This window comes from Rhodococcus sp. 21391 (assembly GCF_016772255.1).
Lineage (GTDB): Bacteria > Actinomycetota > Actinomycetes > Mycobacteriales > Mycobacteriaceae > Rhodococcus_F > Rhodococcus_F opacus.
Map to the genome: position 1 here is coordinate 1,351,161 of NZ_CP063782.1, position 17,539 is coordinate 1,368,699.

At 64.5% G+C, this 17,539-nt stretch carries 16 protein-coding genes and 2 pseudogenes; 11 read left to right on the top strand and 7 right to left on the bottom strand.

From position 1 onward, the window contains the following. Window positions 1-27 precede the first annotated feature (27 nt). Together GO592_RS46150 and GO592_RS41075 are read left to right on the top strand one after the other, a co-directional pair. Window positions 28-156, top strand: coding sequence for a hypothetical protein (locus tag GO592_RS46150; RefSeq protein WP_257226535.1), 129 nt, complete (start codon window positions 28-30; stop codon window positions 154-156). Then, window positions 153-674 (top strand): Dps family protein, encoded by a 522-nt coding sequence (locus GO592_RS41075; RefSeq protein ID WP_007300343.1) that lies wholly within the window; start codon window positions 153-155, stop codon window positions 672-674. The genes GO592_RS46150 and GO592_RS41075 overlap by 4 nt, the downstream gene beginning before the upstream one ends. A gap of 848 nt (window positions 675-1,522) precedes the next feature. On the opposite strand, the gene GO592_RS41080 is transcribed toward GO592_RS41075, so the two are convergent. The 4 genes from GO592_RS41080 to GO592_RS41090 form a co-directional block, all read right to left on the bottom strand. After that, complete coding sequence (locus GO592_RS41080; RefSeq protein ID WP_225857941.1) at window positions 1,523-1,963, bottom strand: WhiB family transcriptional regulator; 441 nt, start codon at window positions 1,961-1,963, stop codon at window positions 1,523-1,525. Further along, window positions 1,956-2,243, bottom strand: a complete 288-nt coding sequence (locus tag GO592_RS41085; RefSeq protein WP_167332392.1) for a hypothetical protein — start codon at window positions 2,241-2,243, stop codon at window positions 1,956-1,958. The genes GO592_RS41080 and GO592_RS41085 overlap by 8 nt, the downstream gene beginning before the upstream one ends. A 1,441-nt stretch (window positions 2,244-3,684) precedes the next feature. Beyond that, a complete protein-coding gene (locus tag GO592_RS46155; protein WP_039952787.1) occupies window positions 3,685-3,813 on the bottom strand; it encodes a hypothetical protein in 129 nt (42 codons plus the stop codon). Window positions 3,814-4,448: 635 nt separating this feature from the next. Further along, window positions 4,449-4,826: a hypothetical protein gene (locus GO592_RS41090; RefSeq protein ID WP_011599166.1), complete on the bottom strand. Its 378-nt coding sequence runs from the start codon at window positions 4,824-4,826 to the stop codon at window positions 4,449-4,451. A gap of 317 nt (window positions 4,827-5,143) precedes the next feature. On the opposite strand from GO592_RS41090, the gene GO592_RS46160 reads away from it, so the two are divergent. From GO592_RS46160 to GO592_RS45460, 4 genes and pseudogenes are all read left to right on the top strand, one after another. After that, a complete protein-coding gene (locus GO592_RS46160; protein ID WP_007300339.1) occupies window positions 5,144-5,266 on the top strand; it encodes a hypothetical protein in 123 nt (40 codons plus the stop codon). Window positions 5,267-5,819: 553 nt separating this feature from the next. Next, window positions 5,820-7,391: a hypothetical protein gene (locus GO592_RS41095; protein ID WP_237720599.1), complete on the top strand. Its 1,572-nt coding sequence runs from the start codon at window positions 5,820-5,822 to the stop codon at window positions 7,389-7,391. A gap of 193 nt (window positions 7,392-7,584) precedes the next feature. Next, on the top strand, window positions 7,585-7,815 hold the full coding sequence (locus tag GO592_RS41100; protein WP_007300337.1) for a hypothetical protein: 231 nt from the start codon (window positions 7,585-7,587) through the stop codon (window positions 7,813-7,815). Window positions 7,816-7,993: 178 nt separating this feature from the next. Next, window positions 7,994-8,218, top strand: a pseudogene (locus GO592_RS45460) (aconitase family protein); the annotation flags it as partial. A gap of 83 nt (window positions 8,219-8,301) precedes the next feature. Here GO592_RS45460 and GO592_RS41110 read toward each other — a convergent pair. After that, the gene (locus tag GO592_RS41110; protein ID WP_007300335.1) at window positions 8,302-8,847 is read right to left on the bottom strand and encodes an FHA domain-containing protein; all 546 of its coding nucleotides are present in this window, start codon (window positions 8,845-8,847) and stop codon (window positions 8,302-8,304) included. A 227-nt stretch (window positions 8,848-9,074) separates the two neighbouring features. Between GO592_RS41110 and GO592_RS41115 the strand changes: the two genes are divergently transcribed. The 3 genes from GO592_RS41115 to GO592_RS41125 all read left to right on the top strand — a co-directional run bounded on the left by GO592_RS41115 (window position 9,075) and on the right by GO592_RS41125 (window position 12,227). Beyond that, complete coding sequence (locus GO592_RS41115; RefSeq protein ID WP_007300334.1) at window positions 9,075-9,758, top strand: helix-turn-helix transcriptional regulator; 684 nt, start codon at window positions 9,075-9,077, stop codon at window positions 9,756-9,758. 381 nt (window positions 9,759-10,139) lie between these two features. Continuing rightward, on the top strand, window positions 10,140-11,660 hold the full coding sequence (locus GO592_RS41120; protein WP_011599170.1) for a catalase: 1,521 nt from the start codon (window positions 10,140-10,142) through the stop codon (window positions 11,658-11,660). Between the two features lie 285 nt (window positions 11,661-11,945). Beyond that, on the top strand, window positions 11,946-12,227 hold the full coding sequence (locus GO592_RS41125) for a YciI family protein (protein ID WP_007300332.1): 282 nt from the start codon (window positions 11,946-11,948) through the stop codon (window positions 12,225-12,227). Window positions 12,228-12,469: 242 nt separating this feature from the next. Here the strand turns inward: GO592_RS41125 and GO592_RS41130 are convergent, their stop codons facing one another. Continuing rightward, window positions 12,470-12,883, bottom strand: a complete 414-nt coding sequence (locus GO592_RS41130) for a VOC family protein (RefSeq protein ID WP_039952789.1) — start codon at window positions 12,881-12,883, stop codon at window positions 12,470-12,472. A 337-nt stretch (window positions 12,884-13,220) separates the two neighbouring features. Between GO592_RS41130 and GO592_RS41135 the strand changes: the two genes are divergently transcribed. Both GO592_RS41135 and GO592_RS41140 read left to right on the top strand, forming a co-directional pair. After that, a complete protein-coding gene (locus GO592_RS41135) occupies window positions 13,221-13,580 on the top strand; it encodes a carboxymuconolactone decarboxylase family protein (RefSeq protein ID WP_007300330.1) in 360 nt (119 codons plus the stop codon). Next, window positions 13,577-16,375: an aconitate hydratase gene (locus GO592_RS41140; RefSeq protein WP_007300329.1), complete on the top strand. Its 2,799-nt coding sequence runs from the start codon at window positions 13,577-13,579 to the stop codon at window positions 16,373-16,375. The genes GO592_RS41135 and GO592_RS41140 overlap by 4 nt, the downstream gene beginning before the upstream one ends. A 239-nt stretch (window positions 16,376-16,614) precedes the next feature. Here the strand turns inward: GO592_RS41140 and GO592_RS46790 are convergent. Next, a pseudogene (locus GO592_RS46790) lies at window positions 16,615-17,408 on the bottom strand (2Fe-2S iron-sulfur cluster-binding protein). Between the last annotated feature and the right edge of the window lie 131 nt (window positions 17,409-17,539).

Here is a 17,539-nt window from a genome sequence, read left to right on the forward strand (position 1 = left end):
CAGAGCGCCGGACACCCCGCAGCACACGTGAGTACCGAACTCACCGACGGGCACGATCCCCCACCACGCCGACAGCACAATCGGGACAACATCGGCCTGGACGACCACACCAAGGACCCCGACACCGACCTACGAAAACGTCAGGAGCAACCATGACCCCTACCCCCATCACCACCGCCCTCGACGCCGAGCAGCAACGGATCGCCGGCAAGGCACTGCAGGGCACCGTCGTCGACCTGATCGACCTGAGCCTGATCGCCAAACAGGCCCACTGGAATGTCATCGGACCCCACTTCCTGGCGGTCCACCCCTCCCTCGACGAGCTAGCCACCGTCACACGCAATTTCACCGATGAGGCCGCCGAGCGCGCCACCGCGATCGGTGTCAGCCCGGACGGCCGCGGGGCCACCGTGGCCGCGGACGCGGGTACCACGGGATCCGCCGCAGGGTGGACACCCGACACCGAGGTGGTCGAGACGATCGTCGCGAACCTGGCCGCCGTCATCGAGCGGTTCCGGGCTCGCATCGAGTCCACCGAGAAGGCGGACCCGGTCACCCAGGACCTGCTGATCGGCATCACCGCCCGACTCGAGCAACTGCACTGGATGTGGCAGGCCCAGAGCGCACAACCATCTGCCCAGCGCCGTCGACTCGGACAGTTGCTCAGCGGATAGCTCCACCAGACGGTGAGCAAAAGAGGAGGCGGCCGCGCCGAACGATCGGCACCGGCGGTCTCGGCCATCAATGCCATAACGATCGCGTTTGCATGCCGCACTCCAATCGCCCCAGCACGGGAAGCCCGAGTGCGACGACAGTCCATGCCGCCCAATGATCGGTTGCGGGTCATTCCAAGCGGCTGCGCCACAGTGTGTGTGAGAACTCGAACTGGCACGCTTTGTGCCTCGCCGAGAATCGAAGAAAGTGGGCTCCTGGCTGGGTCGGTGATCACCAGATCACCGACCCAACAGGAGCCCACAATCTCATCATCGCCGATTTCGTTGTGCCCGGGGGGACATGGTTGCGCGGTGTACTCGTCGTCGGTCACCGACGCAGAGTGGGCGCCCCTCGAATCGCGATTGCCTGCACCGGTGGCACGGCAGCGGGAGGCGACCCGAGAAGAATGCCGCCGTGGATAGTGGATGTCACCCTGTACATCGTGCGCGGTGGTACCGCGTGGCGGGAAACCGCCGGTGGAGTTCCGGTCAACCGGGACGGTGTACGCGGTCTTCGCCCGCAAAATACCTGTGCACGAAACTCACCCAGAAACTCATCGCAATGGTCTGCAGATCTGGATTTCGACGAACACCGTCTGCACTCCACAGGACACCGGAATCCACACGATCAAGTGCAGCCTGCGGTACCCGTTCGGCTCTGTCGACGATGCGTGAAAACTCGATCTCGAGCCGTCATCTGACTGACCTTCGGGCCGCCAGGACGATGCCGGGGTCATGCCCACGGTGCTTCCGTGCCTCGCCGAAGCGTCCGACGGTACGAATCGGCCCGGTCCAGGTCGGCGTGGCTGTCACCCGGTGGTGGGGCGACCCCTCGACGCCCCACCGGTGTACGCACGGTCGAACGACCCGGTGAACGCGGCCCGGCGTACCCCCGACGCAGCGCCAACAGGCCGCTCATGGAAAGACCCGAGCGGTCGACGCTCACCGCGGCGGGCACGGTGGGTGTGCTTTCGTCGGTCCGACTCGGTCATGCCACCCCACACGCCATAGGATTCACCCACCGTCAGCGCGTGATCGCGACACCGCACCAGCACGGGGCACACCTGACAAATCTGCCGGGCCCGCGCTTCACGCCGATCGCGAGCGCCGCGCCGTTCGCCGTCGGGGGAGAAGAACACCGACAGATCGGCGCCGCGACACGCGGCACGCACCCGCCACTCACCAGAATCAACGGTGACCGCCACCAAGGGCGGATCCTTCGGGATCGACAACGGCGGATTCCTATCCATTGACACCACCGCCGCCGTCGCGGCGCGGCAGATGCGCTGTTGCACGGGGATGTTGCTCACGGCCACCGCGATCCGCAGACGGCCGCGACAGGACTCGTACAGCTGCGGTGGTGACGCTGACGTGGCTACGGCGCGCCACATCGAGGAGAGCATCGAAGCCGGCGTCATGGCTGCAGGCGCGCTGCTCGGCCAGAACTGCAGCCGCGGCGGACAGCAACTGTGCGTCCGCGGCCTGCGGCGAAGGCCCTCGTCCGGGTACTGCGGAGGTGTCGGTCGGCATGAGAGTCCTTTCGCTACATCGGGCGGTACTGCGATACAGGTGACGTCGGCGCGGTGGGGCGATGTCTCGCGTCTCACTGTTGACGGCCCGGTATCGTCCGTGGCTCCAGCTTCCATGAAGGGACATCCAGAGACCACCGGCCTTTACCTAGTCCTTACCTAGGTAAAGCACGGGTGTCGTGGGTGAGACCGTTGATGGGGTGCTCGGTCTTGTGTCGCGGACCACGCACGGCGGCGTGGCCGATCTGCGACCCGACACCGATACGCGGCGTGTACGCGCGGTTCAATTCGGCGAATGGTGCGGATGACTCTGGCTGTGCAGGGGTAAATCCGATGAGGCCTCCGGCCTCTGTGATAGCTGACACCACTAGCGAACGATCCATCGCACGCCTTTCGCCGAGCGGTGCCTGATTTGACAGTGTTCGTCGCAGTGGTCGACTCCTGCGCGCGGCACCCACTCCGAACGGTGCGATGCACCCCCTGCCGGGTCGATCGGGACGCTCTCGACCCGAGGAAGGAACCGGATTCAGCCTCCGGCCGACAGATCTCAGCCGCGATAGCATGCACCACAGCCATCGACGACGAATGGGCAGCTGAGTCATCCTGCGTCTCTCATACTCTCAAGGTGAGCGTGCGGTGATGCACCAGGATCGAGGTTGATGTGGTCGAGGTTGCGGTGCGCATAGACATCGGGTGTGCGGCGGATCTGGTGCCCGTCGTCGCGGCGAACATCCAGCGGGGCGTAGACCAGGTGTACCGCGCACACCAGGGTGCATCAGCGTCGACGGTGCGGGCAGCTCTCAAACGCAAGTTCGGCAGGGCGATCGGGACAACCGCAATCGAGGACCTCGCCGGATGCATCTCGGACGGGAACACTCCGGTGATCACACCCTCGTCCCCGTGGCGATCGGGCCGGCAGACGAAAGGAGGACCCGAGCGATCCGAACGTCCTGGTCTCCATCACCGCCACTCACAGCTGCAGCCTGCACCGGCGGTCACACGGGACGCCCCCATGCGGCTGCATCCGGAAGACCAATCCAAGAGCGGACTGGCGCCGAGGGTAGTGATCAAACGGTCGTCGGCGACTGGCCACCGCCGAAAACTTCGGGCGCCGGCACCCTCGATATCGTCGCCATAGACGACGTCGCCAGGGATCGGCCTGATCGTGCACCTCGACGTCGTGCAGGGCCCTTTCGACACCACGGCGCCACTCTCCGCGCAAGCCGTGTTCGCCATCCTGGTGGGATCCGCAGTGCCGTGGGTTGACGAAGTCGGCCAGGCATCTGCCCGGGCCCACACGCACCCGGCGGCACGGACATGCGAATGAAAGTGGGCCGGCACGGGATGCGCGGCAGCGCCCGTATCAGACCCACCCCCCATCGCGGGATCGCTCATCCTCTTCCCTTCGCGGCCCCCGGGGGCCCGGCGCCGAGAAGGATTGGTCAGCCGTTGACGTGGAACACCGCACGCCGGCCGCGATCGGCGCCGCGGCGCAACGCGGCCTGGACGGCGGCGGTGCCACCGATTCCGCCGGCGAGGACAAGTAGCAGCAGGGCGACATTGAGGTTCACGGGACAGGTCCTCCTCGGGGCGGGCCAAATGCGGCGGCCGGTGCGGATCGTAATGTGGTGGGGCTCAGTTCACTCGCAGCCCGCGGGGTCGGTACTGATCGACCCGGCACCGGCGAGGATCGACGGAATCCTGTGGTCGGGTCTCACACTCATGATGAACGCCACGAGAAGGCCGCGAAGTCATTGCCGACCGTTACACCCTCACCAGCGAACAACGTGCCCGCCGCCGCGCGAACGGCGACGGGCAGGCGAAACTGTAGCTCGCCCTGCGCACCTTGGCCGATCCTTCCAGCGCCCACGCTACGATATTCGGAGCACCCTGTCATCCAGTAGGACCGCAATGAATTCTGCTATCCTTCCGAAGTTTTCGGTGATGCACCCTGGCCGCCCGGCGCCGACATACGGTCCAGGCCGTACCGATCGCTAACCAATGAAATAGTCGACCGATGGGTCGGTCCTTCGCGACGGAGTGTGCGTACGCGGATACGACACATACCTCGCGGCGCGACCGGACTGGGTAACCTCGTCGGTGCCGGCGTGGTCTGCGCCGACGACGGCGCGGACCGCACAGGTTCCGCGCTCAACCCCGTGCTCACGTACTCATCGTCGAGTGACCGGTCGAGTCATTCTCTCTTTCACTTCACTGCCGCCGTTGTCGCGGATGTCTCTGCGAGCGGTGCCGCCAGACGCCGGCGCACCTTCGCCTCGTGAGCGTCGACCTTGTACCTCAGCGGTTTGCCGGTCTTGGCCACCCGACGTCCCGCGACAGTCAGCATCGGTCGTGGAATCCCGATCCCCATCACCGGCACGCCTGTCACATAGTTCTCCTTGAACAGGAACATCGAGGCGTCGACGACTTCGTCGCGGGTGAGCGGCGAGGCCACCCACCCGACCTCTGATCCGATGGCATCCGCGTCCAGAATCGGGCTGCGATAACCCTCCGTTGTCTTCGCAAGAAGCCAACGCAGAACAGCGTCACGAACCGCCCACTGACGATCGGTAGCTGCACTCACATTTCAGTCCTCCAAATAGATGCCACTAATGCTGCCCTGCACCATAGCCATCGGGAAGAAATAAGCAAGTCCGTGAAATTTCCTGCACGCCTTGCACCTCGGAAACTCCCGGCGGACGTCGCACGCGACCGGATCGGACGCCACAGGGGGTGAGAGTACCTCGGATCGGGGAACAGCCCGCCGACGCACCAACCGACGCCGTCGTCACGGCCCGCGCATCATCGAACCGCCTCTAATCGGCCGCTGAACTGGACTTATTTCTTTTGTTGGGTATGGTCGAGGTCAGTTCGCGGTTGCCGATTCGGAAAGGACCGACAATGGCTGACAAGTCCGCCGTCAAGAGTTCGAAACAGTCCGCACGAGCCCTCAAGGAGCGCCGGGCGGAGAAGCGAGAGAAGGCGATCGCGTCCATTCTACTCACCCGAAAGCGGAAGAGCTGATGCGACACTGGCGTCAACACCGCACCCCGCCACCCTCCTCGCTGCCTGAGGATCGATGATATTCCCCCGGGAACTCGGCCAACAGCCCTGACCCGCGCCCACATCAGATGTAGCAGCTTCGGAAGAGAACGGCTCGGAGCGTGGAAATATCAGCGACTGCACTCTCTTCCAATTTTCTACAACGGTGAAAGCGGCTCACAAAACCCTGCCGAGTTCAATGGAAGCACACCGCAGTCTTATTGGTCCGCCCCGCGTGTGACCACCCGATCGGGGGGCCAACTTCCGGCCTCTGACACGCCCGTCCCGGCCCCTCCACGGCCGGGACGACGTGTTTCCCAAAGAGTTCAGGGTGAGCGAGACAGGGGCACTCCCACAACATCCGGTGAGATGACCGTCTCCCCTGCCGACCTATGGGGTCGGTGCAGGAGTACCGGATGTGTCGAGAATTGATGGAACAGAAATGAATCGTCCTGGACTCGTTACCCGTCGGCCGAACCAGGCTTCGCTGTCGTCGAGGAGACGCCGGGCACTGTTGCGGGTCATCCTGCTGCCCTTGGACATCGTCGAAAGCGCCGACCCGGTCCCGGTACCCGCGGTCGACGAGGTCGAACCGTTCCTGCCGGCCCGCATCAGCGCCCCCTCCGCCACCGGGGACGATGGACCGCACGCACAGTTGCTGGCGTTCCGGCACATCGTCGATCGCAGCAGTCCGCCGGTTACCTTCGGCCTCGCACTCGATGGACAGCGCGCACCTAACGGCCCGCAACGCCGCTACGTCGGCCCCCCGGCGACGTGCCTGTCACTGTGGGAGGTTCCCGGCAACGGGCTGGTGCTGGCCTGCGAGGAACTCACCCCCGACCGCACCGGCAGCCTGATCGACCGGCACAATGACCCGCTCCGCGGCGGCGGTAGCCCCGAATTCTGGGCCGCTATCGAAGCATTTCTTCGTCCCTTCGGGCTGACGACCGAGGCGAGCCCGATCGACGTCTTCCCGCGGCTGGACACCCGACTGCCCAGATCTGAGGTCTACCGGCCGCTACGCAGCCTGACAATCCACGGCCCTAATTGGACCGGGCGGGACACCCTCGAGGGCCTGATCATCGAGGTCCACACCGACGGGGTCGATACGGTACAGCGACTGGTCGACGAACCGGGCACTACACCCAGCGCAGGGGCCGCGTCCCGCTCCTACCGTGGACTCTTGGGCTGGCACCGGGTCCCGCTGATCGACAGGGCGTCACGTCTCGGATCGGGGATCGCGATTCGCGAGGACGCCCGAGCCCTTGCCGTCGACCTCGGTTCCCCCGCCACCGGTCCCGGCCATCTCGATCGGGGCACCCGTGAGATGGTCTACTGCCTCATCGGCTGGGTCGCCCTCCGCGCACAGCACTCGGCGGACCACCGACGAGTACTGTCGCTCCTGCGCAACCGCCGCCAACTGAGCGAACGCGGCGCCCTCGCGGGCCTCGGCGACATCGCGGCGGCCCGCAGACGGATGATCGAGACACGGCTTCTGCAAACACACCCCGCGGGTGCTCACCGGCCTCCGCGGATCGAATCGACACACCTTCGATCAACGCTGGCGAACCGCACCGCCGACGAGATCGCCGTCCTGCATACCGAACTCGGTAAGCTCTGTGACAGTGCTGAAAGCTGTCTGCTGCCCCACACGCTCGCCTCCGCCCGAGACCGGCGGTCCACGCTCGTATCGGTCGCGGCCGCCGGTGCGCTGTTCGCCACCTCGCTCCACGCGGCCGTCGCGGCATCACCGGAGTACCTCCAGCGCTGGGGGTTCACCGTGGCGGTTACCGCCGCGATCGGCGCTGTCGCCCTACTCGACGTTGGGGCACGTCGTCGCCCCGGCGGGACACTGACGAAACCGACACCGGTCGCGCCGCCGCGGGCCTCGCCCGCCGTGACACCTGTCAGGGACCTCGAACGTCGACGGCGGGAGTCGATCTTCCCCTTCGAGACGCAGGTGTGGCGCACCGCTCCGAGTCGCCGCGGCAAGACGCCCACGTTGCGAGAGTGCCTCGAGGCCAACGACCTTTCCGGCTGCGCACCTTCCAACCCACCGTTGGTGGCGGCAAGTTCGTCGTCCCGTCCAGCACCAAAATGGACCTGACCTTCAGAACAGGCACCCACGCTTGCAGCGTCGAAGTCGAACTTGAACTGTAGGGAACCGCGAACATGAGCGAACTGATGACGCAACTATCGGTCCTCGACCGCGTTGCCGGAGTCCATTGGCGAAGACCCACCCGAATAGGGGCGCTCCGCCATCGACTCGGGCCGGGTAGCGGTGAGGGAAAGGAAATACGATGACCGGAGACACGGCAAAGGTGAATCGGATGGTGACCTTCGCGCTTCGCTGGTTCCCGCATGGCGGCGGCCCGGCGGAGGAGATTATCGCTGTTTTCGGTATGGATACCGGCGAGTTCTTCCGCTGTCTGCACGCGCAGCTGCACCCGAACCCCCCGACTCCGCTTCGGCCGACGATCGTGGAGAAGATGAAGGCAGTGGCACGGCGGCGTCTGTGGCTCGCGGGTTGAGATCCACGGCTCGCGGAACGCTTGGACGCGCTCCGGTTGCATACCGGCAGCTGGCGCTAGTGGGAACGCTGTGCGTGGGGCAGGCACGGCTCCGGGAGTTTTCCACAGGACTGCCGCAGATCATCTGTGGGAATGCAGGCGCGCCGCTTGCCGGTCGACAATAGAGCGTGCCGTGTCCTCGAACCCGTCGGTGATGATCTGCGGGGCCTGCTGGCGAAGAAGGCCGTACAGCGGGACCGCCGCAAACCGTGGGCGACGACGTCACTGCCTCCGGGAGCGCGTGTGGTCACCGAATACGGCTGAACGGGCCGGACGGCTCCCCCAGCTGGAACGACTCGGCTTCGGACTCGTCGGCTACGGCTACACCACCTGCACCGAAAACTCCGGCCCGCTGGCCGGGCAACGCGAGTGTGAGCAGTTTCCCACCGGATGAGCGGCGGGGCGATCATGGCGACGAGGAAAGCCGTGTCACTCACTCCGTCGTGGTCATTGGTCTGTTGCCGCTGCTGACAGCGGTGTGATGAGGAACGCGAGCCGGAATTTTCCGATTTTGATCTCGTCACCGTCGGCGAGCAGTGCGGTGTCGACCGGTGTCCCGTTGCGGTAGGTGCCGTTGAGGCTGCCGACATCGGTCACCCGAAATGTGTCGTTGTCGCGCCGGATCTGGGCGTGGCGACGGCCGACGGTCGTGTCGTCGAGGTAGATGTCGCTGTCGATGTGGCGACCGATCGTGGTGACCGTCTGATCGAGCAGGAACCAGTCACCGCGGTTGGGCCCCCGGGTGACCACGAGCAGTGCCGAACCGGACGGCAGTGCCTCGACCTCGGCACGGTCCCAAGGCGGGTCGCTGGGGGCCGGATGCCGTCGACGGCGGGCGGTGGGGAGGTTCACCCCGGCACACGTCTTCGCCGACAGTGGGCCATTGAGTGACAATTCGGTCACCAGTGCGGCTTTCGCTCGATACTCGCGGAGCAGACGGTGAGCGTCGTCTCGGTCGATTTTGGTGTCGGTGATGTCGAATGGTGCGGTCACGACGAGGTCCTCTCTCTGCGCGAGGAGAGCAAGCTAGCACTACCTCATACAACAACTATTATTTACTATTAGATTAGTGCAAACTCATTGACCGACGGTAGGTGCAATGCATGTGACGCGCATCACTAGCACCGTGTGACCTCGAAGGATCCGACGCTCGACCCCGCGCTGAGTTCCCTCGCCGATACGGATGGTTTCTACTAATAGTCTCGGCTAAAGTAGGCACTATGAGCGAGCAGACGTTGATCGACCCCACGCTGCCGACCGCGCTCGGCGAGACCCGGAACCGGGTGCTGGACCTGTTGTGCGCCGCGGCGGAACCGATGGGCGTACAGGACATCGCCGACCGGGTCGACCTGCATCCGAATACGGCCCGGTTTCATCTGGACGGATTGGTCGACGCGGGCCTGGCCGAGCGTCGCGCCGAGGACAGCCGCCGGCCGGGTCGGCCCCGGATGGTCTATGCCGCTACCCCCTCGGATGCGTCCACCGGACAGCGCAGCTATCGGTTGCTGGCGGAGATGCTGACCGGTCTGATCGCCGACACTCTGCCGGAGCCCGGCCGGGCTGCCGAGACGGCCGGGGAGGCGTGGGGTCGCTACCTGGCGGAGCGGCCGGCCCCGTCGCAGCGGGTGGACGCCGCCGACGGGGTCCGCCGGTTGTCGACGGTGCTGGCCGAGTCCGGCTTCGCCCCGGGCGTGGTGGAGAACCTCGATCGACCAGTGATCCCGTTGCGACACTGCCCGTTCCGGGAGGTAGCCGAGCGGCACCGGGACGTGGTGTGTTCGCTGCACCTGGGCTTGATCCGCGGGGCGCTGGCCGAGGTGCGGGCACCGCTCGCGGCCGATCGACTCGAACCGTTCGTCGAGCCGTCGCTCTGCCTGGCGCACCTGATCCCCACCCCCGAATGAGAGTTACCTCCACCTCGTGTGATTAGCGAGTGGTTGTTTCCCGGACAACCTCCCGGACAACCGATCACGCCGTAACCAGATATCGGTCATTGTGGCAGCCACCGAGAACGTCGCTTGACGGATTCAAGAAGACATGATGCCCTGAGGGGTATGCGGCACAACACATCACGCGATGTGGAATTGCGGTTGCGGGAAGTCGACCTTCGGCTCACCAGCCCGCGACGGGGCTGTGCTCGAGGTTCTCGATGATCACCCACACCTCACTGCGAGAGACATCGCCCATCTGGTCCGCGAGCAGATCGAAACAGGTGTCTCAAGCAAGCGATACCGAGGTCGTCTTCTGAGGGCTGTGTCCGCAACGTCGAAAGAAAGAAGGGCATGATGGTTGAGAACAACTACACCACCGATGATGCGGGAATTCCGGTACCGAGCGACGAGCGTTCGCTCACCGTCGGCGCGGACGGTCCGATCTTGCTGCACGACGCCTACCTCATCGAAAAGATGGCTGCTTTCAATCGCGAGCGTGTACCCGAGCGGCAGCCTCATGCCAAAGGAGGAGGGGCGTTCGGCACATTCGAGGTGACGGGCGATGTCAGTGCGTTTACCTTGGCGGACCTGTTCCAGCCTGGCAAGAAGACGGAGATGCTCGCACGGTTCTCCACAGTCGCCGGCGAACGTGGCAGTCCGGATACCTGGCGCGACCCGCGCGGTTTTGCCCTCAAATTCTATACCGAACAAGGCAATTTCGACATGGTCGGCAACAACACTCCGGTCTTCTTCATGCGGGACCCGATGAAATTCCAGGATTTCATCCGTTCGCAGAAGCGGCGTGCCGACAACAATCTGCGCGATCATGATATGCAGTGGGATTTTTGGACGCTGTCTCCGGAGTCCGCGCATCAGGTGACGTGGTTGATGGGTGACCGCGGAATTCCGCGCACCTGGCGGCACATGAACGGCTATTCCAGCCATACGTACATGTGGATGAACGCCGCGGGCGAGAAGTTCTGGGTGAAGTACCACTTCATCACCGATCAGGGAATCGAGTTCTTCACGCAGGACGAGGGCGATCAGATGGCCTCGATCGACACCGACTACCACCTTCGTGACTTGTGGGAGCACATCGAACAAGGTGATTATCCCAGCTGGACACTCAAGATGCAGATCATGCCGTTCGAGGATGCAAAGACGTACCGGTTCAACCCGTTCGACCTCACCAAGGTCTGGCCGCATGCGGACTATCCACTCGTCGAAGTCGGCAAGATGACGCTGAACCGCAATCCGAGCAACTACCACACCGAGATCGAGCAGGGGGCATTCGAGCCCAGCAACGCCGTGCCCGGAACCGGGCCGAGTCCGGACAAGATGCTGCTCGGCCGGTGGTTCTCGTATCCCGATTCGCATCGGCACCGCATCGGCGCCAACTACAAGGAGCTGCCGGTCAACCGGCCACACGCGACCACCGTGCGGTCGTATTCGAAGGATGGCCACATGCGCCACGAGAATCCCGGAGACCCGGTGTATGTACCCAACTCCAAGGGCGGCCCGCATGCGGATCCAGCGGTGGCGGGCGAACCCATCGGCTGGTACAGCGACGGGGACATGGTGCGGCAGGCCTACACACTTCGCCAGGACGACGACGATTGGGGTCAGGCGGGCACGATGGTACGCGACGTTCTCGACGATGCGGCCCGCGGACGCTTGGTCGACAACATCGTCGGGCACCTACTCAACGGCGTGAGCGAACCTGTCCTGGCGAGAGTGTTCGAGTATTGGCGCAATGTGGACAAAGGCCTCGGCGACAAAGTCGCGCAGGGGGTGCGCGCCAAAAAGGATGAACTCGATCCCAAGGCCGCGGGACAAGACAACCCGTCGCGTCGATCCGCTCAAGAGAAGGCCTGAGGACTTCGTCAGATCGTGATCACCTACACCGAGACCCCTCACTCCGTCTGCACCGGGTCGATGCGCTTCTCGGGTGGTTCCACTGGTAGCTGATCCGCCAACCACACATGAATACGCCTGTCGCTCAGTATGGATTGAACGACAGGCATATTCGGATCTATCGCCACCCTCGGCCGACTGCTTAGGCGGGCCGCCCCCTCATGAAGAATCGCGCGAGAAGGACTGGTATTGAATCGAGCGTGGTTGCACACTGGATAGATCGGCCTACGAGCGAACGAGAAGAGCATGCCCGTGTTCGTCGTTGAATACACCTACAGCCCCGAAACATCCTCCGGTCGTGATGATCACCGAACCGACCACCATGCGTGGCTCGCCGAATTGGTCCGCCGCAAAGTGGTCCTGTCATCGGGTCCCCTCGCCGACCATACCGGCGCCCAGTTCATCGTCGACGCCGCCGACGAAGACACCGTCACACGTCTGTTCACACACGATCCATTTGCTCAAGCAAACCTCGTAGCAAAGGTTCTCATCGGCACATGGAACCCCGTGGGTGAAATCCGCGCCTAGATGCTGATCCACGCCAGTGTCAGGATCGGGCATCGTCAGCGGAATTGACCGAACCGTGCACGGTATCTCTTGAAGGCTCGATGACCTCTGGTACTCGACGGTTCTCGTCGAACGGTCATAACCTCGACGCCGGGGATCCGTTGTGCGTAACTCGTCGTCTGAAATAGCCAGACCGCGGCACGGTCGCATTCGATAACAAGGCGCTCGTCTTGCCAGCGTGGCGGATGCACCACCGCCTGTGGTCACCCGCGGAATCGTTGCGCGATCAGCTCCCGCGGTAGCTGCTCGGGGCCCGGGTAGGCGACGATGACCCGGATGCCGTCCGGGTCGCAACCATCCACGAAGGTCACCCCACCGACCGTCTGCGTGTATGTGGCCGCGTCATATGTGCGTAGTCGCTCGGTGATCCGCGCCAACTCGTCCTCGGTGTCGGCGGCCCACATGACGTAGTGGACGCCGATAACGCTTACCCCGCGACGGGTCGATGCCCCCTTCTTCGCGTACATGTAGATCTGAAAGTTGTCCGGCGTCAGAAGGAGTGCTGCATCGGGCTCGCGCACAGCGACACGGCAGGCGAATACGTCGCAGTAGTACTTCACCGACCGATCCAACTCGGCCACTTGCATCACCGACGAGGCAACCTTGGCAGCGCACATTTTCATCTCCTACGCCCGGGCGGTCCATGATCTTCAACCGCTCACGGCGCGGGGTGGACCCGTCGCTCAGATCGGAACGCACGCATCCAATATTGTCCTCCGACACCATCGCGCCGCGCAATGCGGCAAGCGAATCGGGCCGATGACTAATCGTCCCACACTGTCCTGCAGATCGCCCCACTCCGTCTGCACCGTTGAGCCACCGGATCGGTCGTGGAGGTGGGGACATTCGGCCCTGGCAATTTGATGCGGACGGGCTATGGTGGCAGGCAAGGTCCGCGCTGCTGCTGCGGTGTCTGTGCTACGGCTGGCAACGCTGAAACAGGAGGACAGCTGTATGCCCGAGTCGCTGTATCAGCCCACCACGCCGGAGATTTCGGAGCGCCGCAAAACGCTCGCACCCGGGATTCACGAAGCCTTCGAGAATTTCAGTCGCTCCGTCTTCGCCGACGGTGCGCTGCCGGAGAAGACGAAACAGCTGATCGCGGTCGCGGTCGCCCATGTGACGCAGTGCCCCTACTGCATCACCGGGCACACCAAGCTCGCCCGCCGCACGGGCGCCGAACCGGAGGAAATCATGGAAGCCATCTGGGTCGCGGCGGAAATGCGGGCCGGTGGTGCGTTCGCACACTCCACGCTGGCCCTGAACGCGATGAACCATAGTGGCCACACCACTACCGGGGAGCCCGAACCGTGAGCGGCAACAGTTTCGGTGCGCGCTCCACACTGACGGTCGCAGACCAGACGTACGGTATCTACCGGCTGGATGCGATCGAGACCGACGTCCAGCTTCCCTACAGTATGAAGGTGCTGTTGGAGAATTTGCTCCGCAACGAGGACGGCCGCCTGGTCACCCCCGGTCAGGTCTCGGCCCTGGCCTCCTGGTCACCGCGCAATCCCGGCCACACCGAGATCCAATACACGCCCGCCCGGGTGCTGATGCAGGACTTCACCGGCGTGCCGTGTGTGGTCGACCTGGTGGCGATGCGGGACGCGATGACGGCGCTGGGCGGCGACCCGCGAAAGATCAACCCGCTCATTCCCACCGAATTGGTCATCGATCACTCGGTGATCGCGGACGTCTTCGGTCGGCCCGACGCCTACCGGGTCAACGCCGACCTCGAGTTCTCCCGCAACAAGGAGCGCTATCAACTGTTGCGGTGGGCGCAGCATGCCTTCGACGATTTTCTGGTCGTGCCACCCGATACCGGCATCTGCCATCAGGTCAACCTCGAATACCTGGCCCGCGTGGTGTTCACACGGGACACACCGGACGGCCCCCTCGCCTACCCGGACACTCTCGTGGGCACCGACTCGCACACCCCGATGATCAACGGCCTCGGCGTGCTCGGTTGGGGAGTCGGCGGAATCGAGGCGGAGGCGGCCATGCTCGGCCAGCCGATGAGCATGCTCCTGCCGCAGGTCCTCGGGCTCAAACTCACCGGCGCCCTACCCGAGGGCACCACCGCCACCGACCTCGTCCTCACCATCGCCGAGTTGCTCCGCAAGACCGGTGTCGTCGGCAAATTCGTGGAGTTCTACGGCCCTGGCGTCGCCAACGTCCCGTTGGCCAACCGGGCGACCCTGGGAAACATGAGCCCCGAATACGGTTCGACCTGCGCCATCTTCCCCATCGACGACGAGACCCTCCACTATCTGCGTCTGACCGGGCGACCCGAGCAGCAGATCCGACTCGTCGAGGCCTATGCCAAAGAACAAGGAATGTGGCACGACCCCGATCAGGAACCGGCCTACAGCCACACCGTCGAGCTCGACCTCGCCACCGTCGAGCCCTCCATCGCGGGCCCGAAACGACCCCAGGACCGCATCCCGCTGGCCAGCGCGTCGCACGCCGTCGGGTCCTTGCTGGCTGGCCAACCACTGCCGACTGCGCTGGAAGCCGGCCTCGACGAGGCATCCGACGAGTCATTCCCCGCCAGCGATCCGATCGCGATCGACCACGACCGCGCCTCGGACGGACCGGCGGCACCGTGCCGGTGCGGGAAGAGCCATGAATGGCCCTCCGACCCGGTGGAGGTGGTCCTCGACGGCGAGGTGCACAGTGTCGATCACGGGCACGTGGTCATCGCCGCCATCACCTCGTGCACCAACACCTCGAACCCGTCGGTGATGATCGGCGCGGGCCTGCTGGCGAAGAAGGCCGTGCAGGCGGGCCTGACCCGCAAACCGTGGGTGAAGACGTCGCTGGCCCCGGGATCGCGTGTGGTCACCGACTACTACGAACGGGCCGGTCTGACCCCCTATCTGGAACGGCTCGGCTTCGGACTCGTTGGCTACGGCTGTACCACCTGCATCGGTAATTCCGGTCCGCTGATCCCCCAGGTCAGCGACGCGGTCACCGGACACGATCTGACCGCCTGCGCGGTGCTGTCCGGGAACCGCAACTTCGAGGGCCGCATCCACGCCGAGTGCAAGATGAACTTCCTCACCTCCCCGCCGCTGGTCATCACCTACGCACTCGCCGGGACCATGCTCGCCGATGTGCGCCGCGACCCGATCGGGACAGGGTCGGACGGGCAGCCGGTGTACTTGCGCGACATCTGGCCGAGCACCGAGGAGGTCAAGGCAGTCATCGACGAATGCCTGCAGTCGCAGATGTTCACCGACGGCTACTCGAATGTCTTCGCCGGCGACGACAACTGGCGCGGCCTCGATGTCGCCTCCGGCGAGATCTTCGAATGGCACGAGGACTCCACCTATGTGCGGCGGCCACCGTACTTCGACGGCATACAGCCCGAACCGCAACCGATCTCCGACATCACCGGCGCCCGGGTGTTGGTCATGTTGGGGGATTCGGTGACCACCGACCACATCTCACCCGCGGGCACGATCCGCCGCGACAGCCCGGCCGGTATCTACCTGCGCGAGCATGGTGTCGAACCGCCCGACTTCAATTCCTACGGATCCCGTCGCGGCAACCACGAGGTGATGATCCGCGGCACCTTCGCCAACATCCGCCTGCGGAATCTGCTGGCTCCGGGCACGGAGGGCGGCGTCACCCGCCACCTCCCCCGCGGGGAGGTGATGAGCATCTTCGACGCCTCGAACGCCTACGCCGCCGAGGGCACTGCGCTGATCATCCTCGACGGCGCCGAATACGGATCTGGGTCCTCGCGCGACTGGGCGGCCAAGGGAACACTGCTCCTCGGGGTCAAAGCGGTCCTCGCGACGTCGTTCGAACGCATCCACCGCTCCAACCTGATCGGCATGGGGGTGCTGCCCCTGCAGTTCCCGCCCGGTCGCACCCGCGAAAGCCTCGGGTTGACCGGTGAAGAGGAATACTCGATCACCGGACTCGAAGGCGGCGACCCGCGCGCGGACTTCCCTACCGAGGTCACCGTCCGAGCCGACCACCATGGTCAAGTACAGGAATTTCCGGCCACGGTGCGGATCGATACCCCCGCGGAGGCGGGATACTTCCGGCACGGCGGGATACTGCAATATGTGCTGCGACAGCTCCTCGTGACCTGAGCGGCTCGCCATAGAGCACCCATGCGGAAACAGCGTCTCTCGCACAGCCCCCGCACCTCCGCCGCCGTCACCCGGCGTGGAGTGAACCGTGCCAGGCCGCCCACGTGCATCGGATGCTCGCGGGACTCACCCCACAGCAACAGTGAGTCGGTCGTGGAAGCAACAGGGTGACACCCTTTCGTTCCCCGACCAGGGCCGGAGACCCCTGTTCAAGGTCTGGCGGTGCAGAACTCGTGCGGCTACCGCACGACTGCCTTGCGGTTGAACAGCAACGCGCGTTTGACTTCGGTGATCGCTTGCGTCACCTTGATTCCGCGCGGACAAGCGTCGGTGCAATTGAACCGCCAGATCAAACCGTTCCTGATGACATCGGGTCAGGAGCCCACCCGCGAGCGGATCCAGTCCCAGGCCGATCGTGCCCGGTACGACGACACCACCGAGTGCATCCTGTGCGCGTGCTGTACCGAGTCGTGCCCGGTGTATTGGGCGGATGGTAGCTATTTCGGGCCGGCCGCCATCGTCAACGCCCATCGCTTCATTTTCGACAGCCGCGACGAAGGCGCCGGGGAGCGGATGGACATTCTGGGGCGGCGTCGACGGCGTCTGGCGTTGCCGCACCGTACGCCGAGAAGAACGGCTCCATGTCGACGACGAGATCCTTCTCGACCGGGAGTCCCTTGAGGGGTGCGATCGTGACGGTGGTGTTCTTACCGTCTTTGTTCAGCATGTCGCGCATGAGCACCTTGCACGCGAGCCGGTTGACTCCGTTGATGACCATTGCATCCGATCCGCACACGCCGTGCGCGCACGAGCGGCGGAAGGTCAGGGTCCCGTCGAGATACCCCTTGACGTAGGTGAGCAGGTTGAGCAACCGATCGGTGGGCAGGCACGGAACCTCGAAGCTGACCCATCCGGCCTTGCCCGGGTCCTCGGGGTTGAAACGGCGAATCTTCAACGTGACCATCACGGCGCCTTCGGGGACTGGCGGTAGCGCGACGAAACCCGGGCCCTCGTTGTTCATGGTGACAGACATGGTTATCGACTCCAACCTCGTCAATTACGTTTTCGGGGAGCTCGTCTCGGATTGTCCACAGGTTAGCTCAGTGGTCGGTTGTCGGATCGGAAAACCGGTCCGGACCCTCTCTCGCGCCGGGGGCCGCGTGA

Coding starts and splice junctions, on each gene's coding strand:
- GO592_RS41135 (WP_007300330.1), top strand. CDS start 13,221: ATGCCCGAGTCGCTGTATCAGCCCACCACGCCGGAGATTTCGGAGCGC.
- GO592_RS41080 (WP_225857941.1), bottom strand. CDS start 1,963: ATGGATAGGAATCCGCCGTTGTCGATCCCGAAGGATCCGCCCTTGGTG.
- GO592_RS41075 (WP_007300343.1), top strand. CDS start 153: ATGACCCCTACCCCCATCACCACCGCCCTCGACGCCGAGCAGCAACGG.
- GO592_RS41120 (WP_011599170.1), top strand. CDS start 10,140: ATGGTTGAGAACAACTACACCACCGATGATGCGGGAATTCCGGTACCG.
- GO592_RS41115 (WP_007300334.1), top strand. CDS start 9,075: ATGAGCGAGCAGACGTTGATCGACCCCACGCTGCCGACCGCGCTCGGC.
- GO592_RS41130 (WP_039952789.1), bottom strand. CDS start 12,883: ATGTGCGCTGCCAAGGTTGCCTCGTCGGTGATGCAAGTGGCCGAGTTG.
- GO592_RS46160 (WP_007300339.1), top strand. CDS start 5,144: ATGGCTGACAAGTCCGCCGTCAAGAGTTCGAAACAGTCCGCACGAGCC.
- GO592_RS41085 (WP_167332392.1), bottom strand. CDS start 2,243: ATGCCGACCGACACCTCCGCAGTACCCGGACGAGGGCCTTCGCCGCAG.
- GO592_RS41100 (WP_007300337.1), top strand. CDS start 7,585: ATGACCGGAGACACGGCAAAGGTGAATCGGATGGTGACCTTCGCGCTT.
- GO592_RS41125 (WP_007300332.1), top strand. CDS start 11,946: ATGCCCGTGTTCGTCGTTGAATACACCTACAGCCCCGAAACATCCTCC.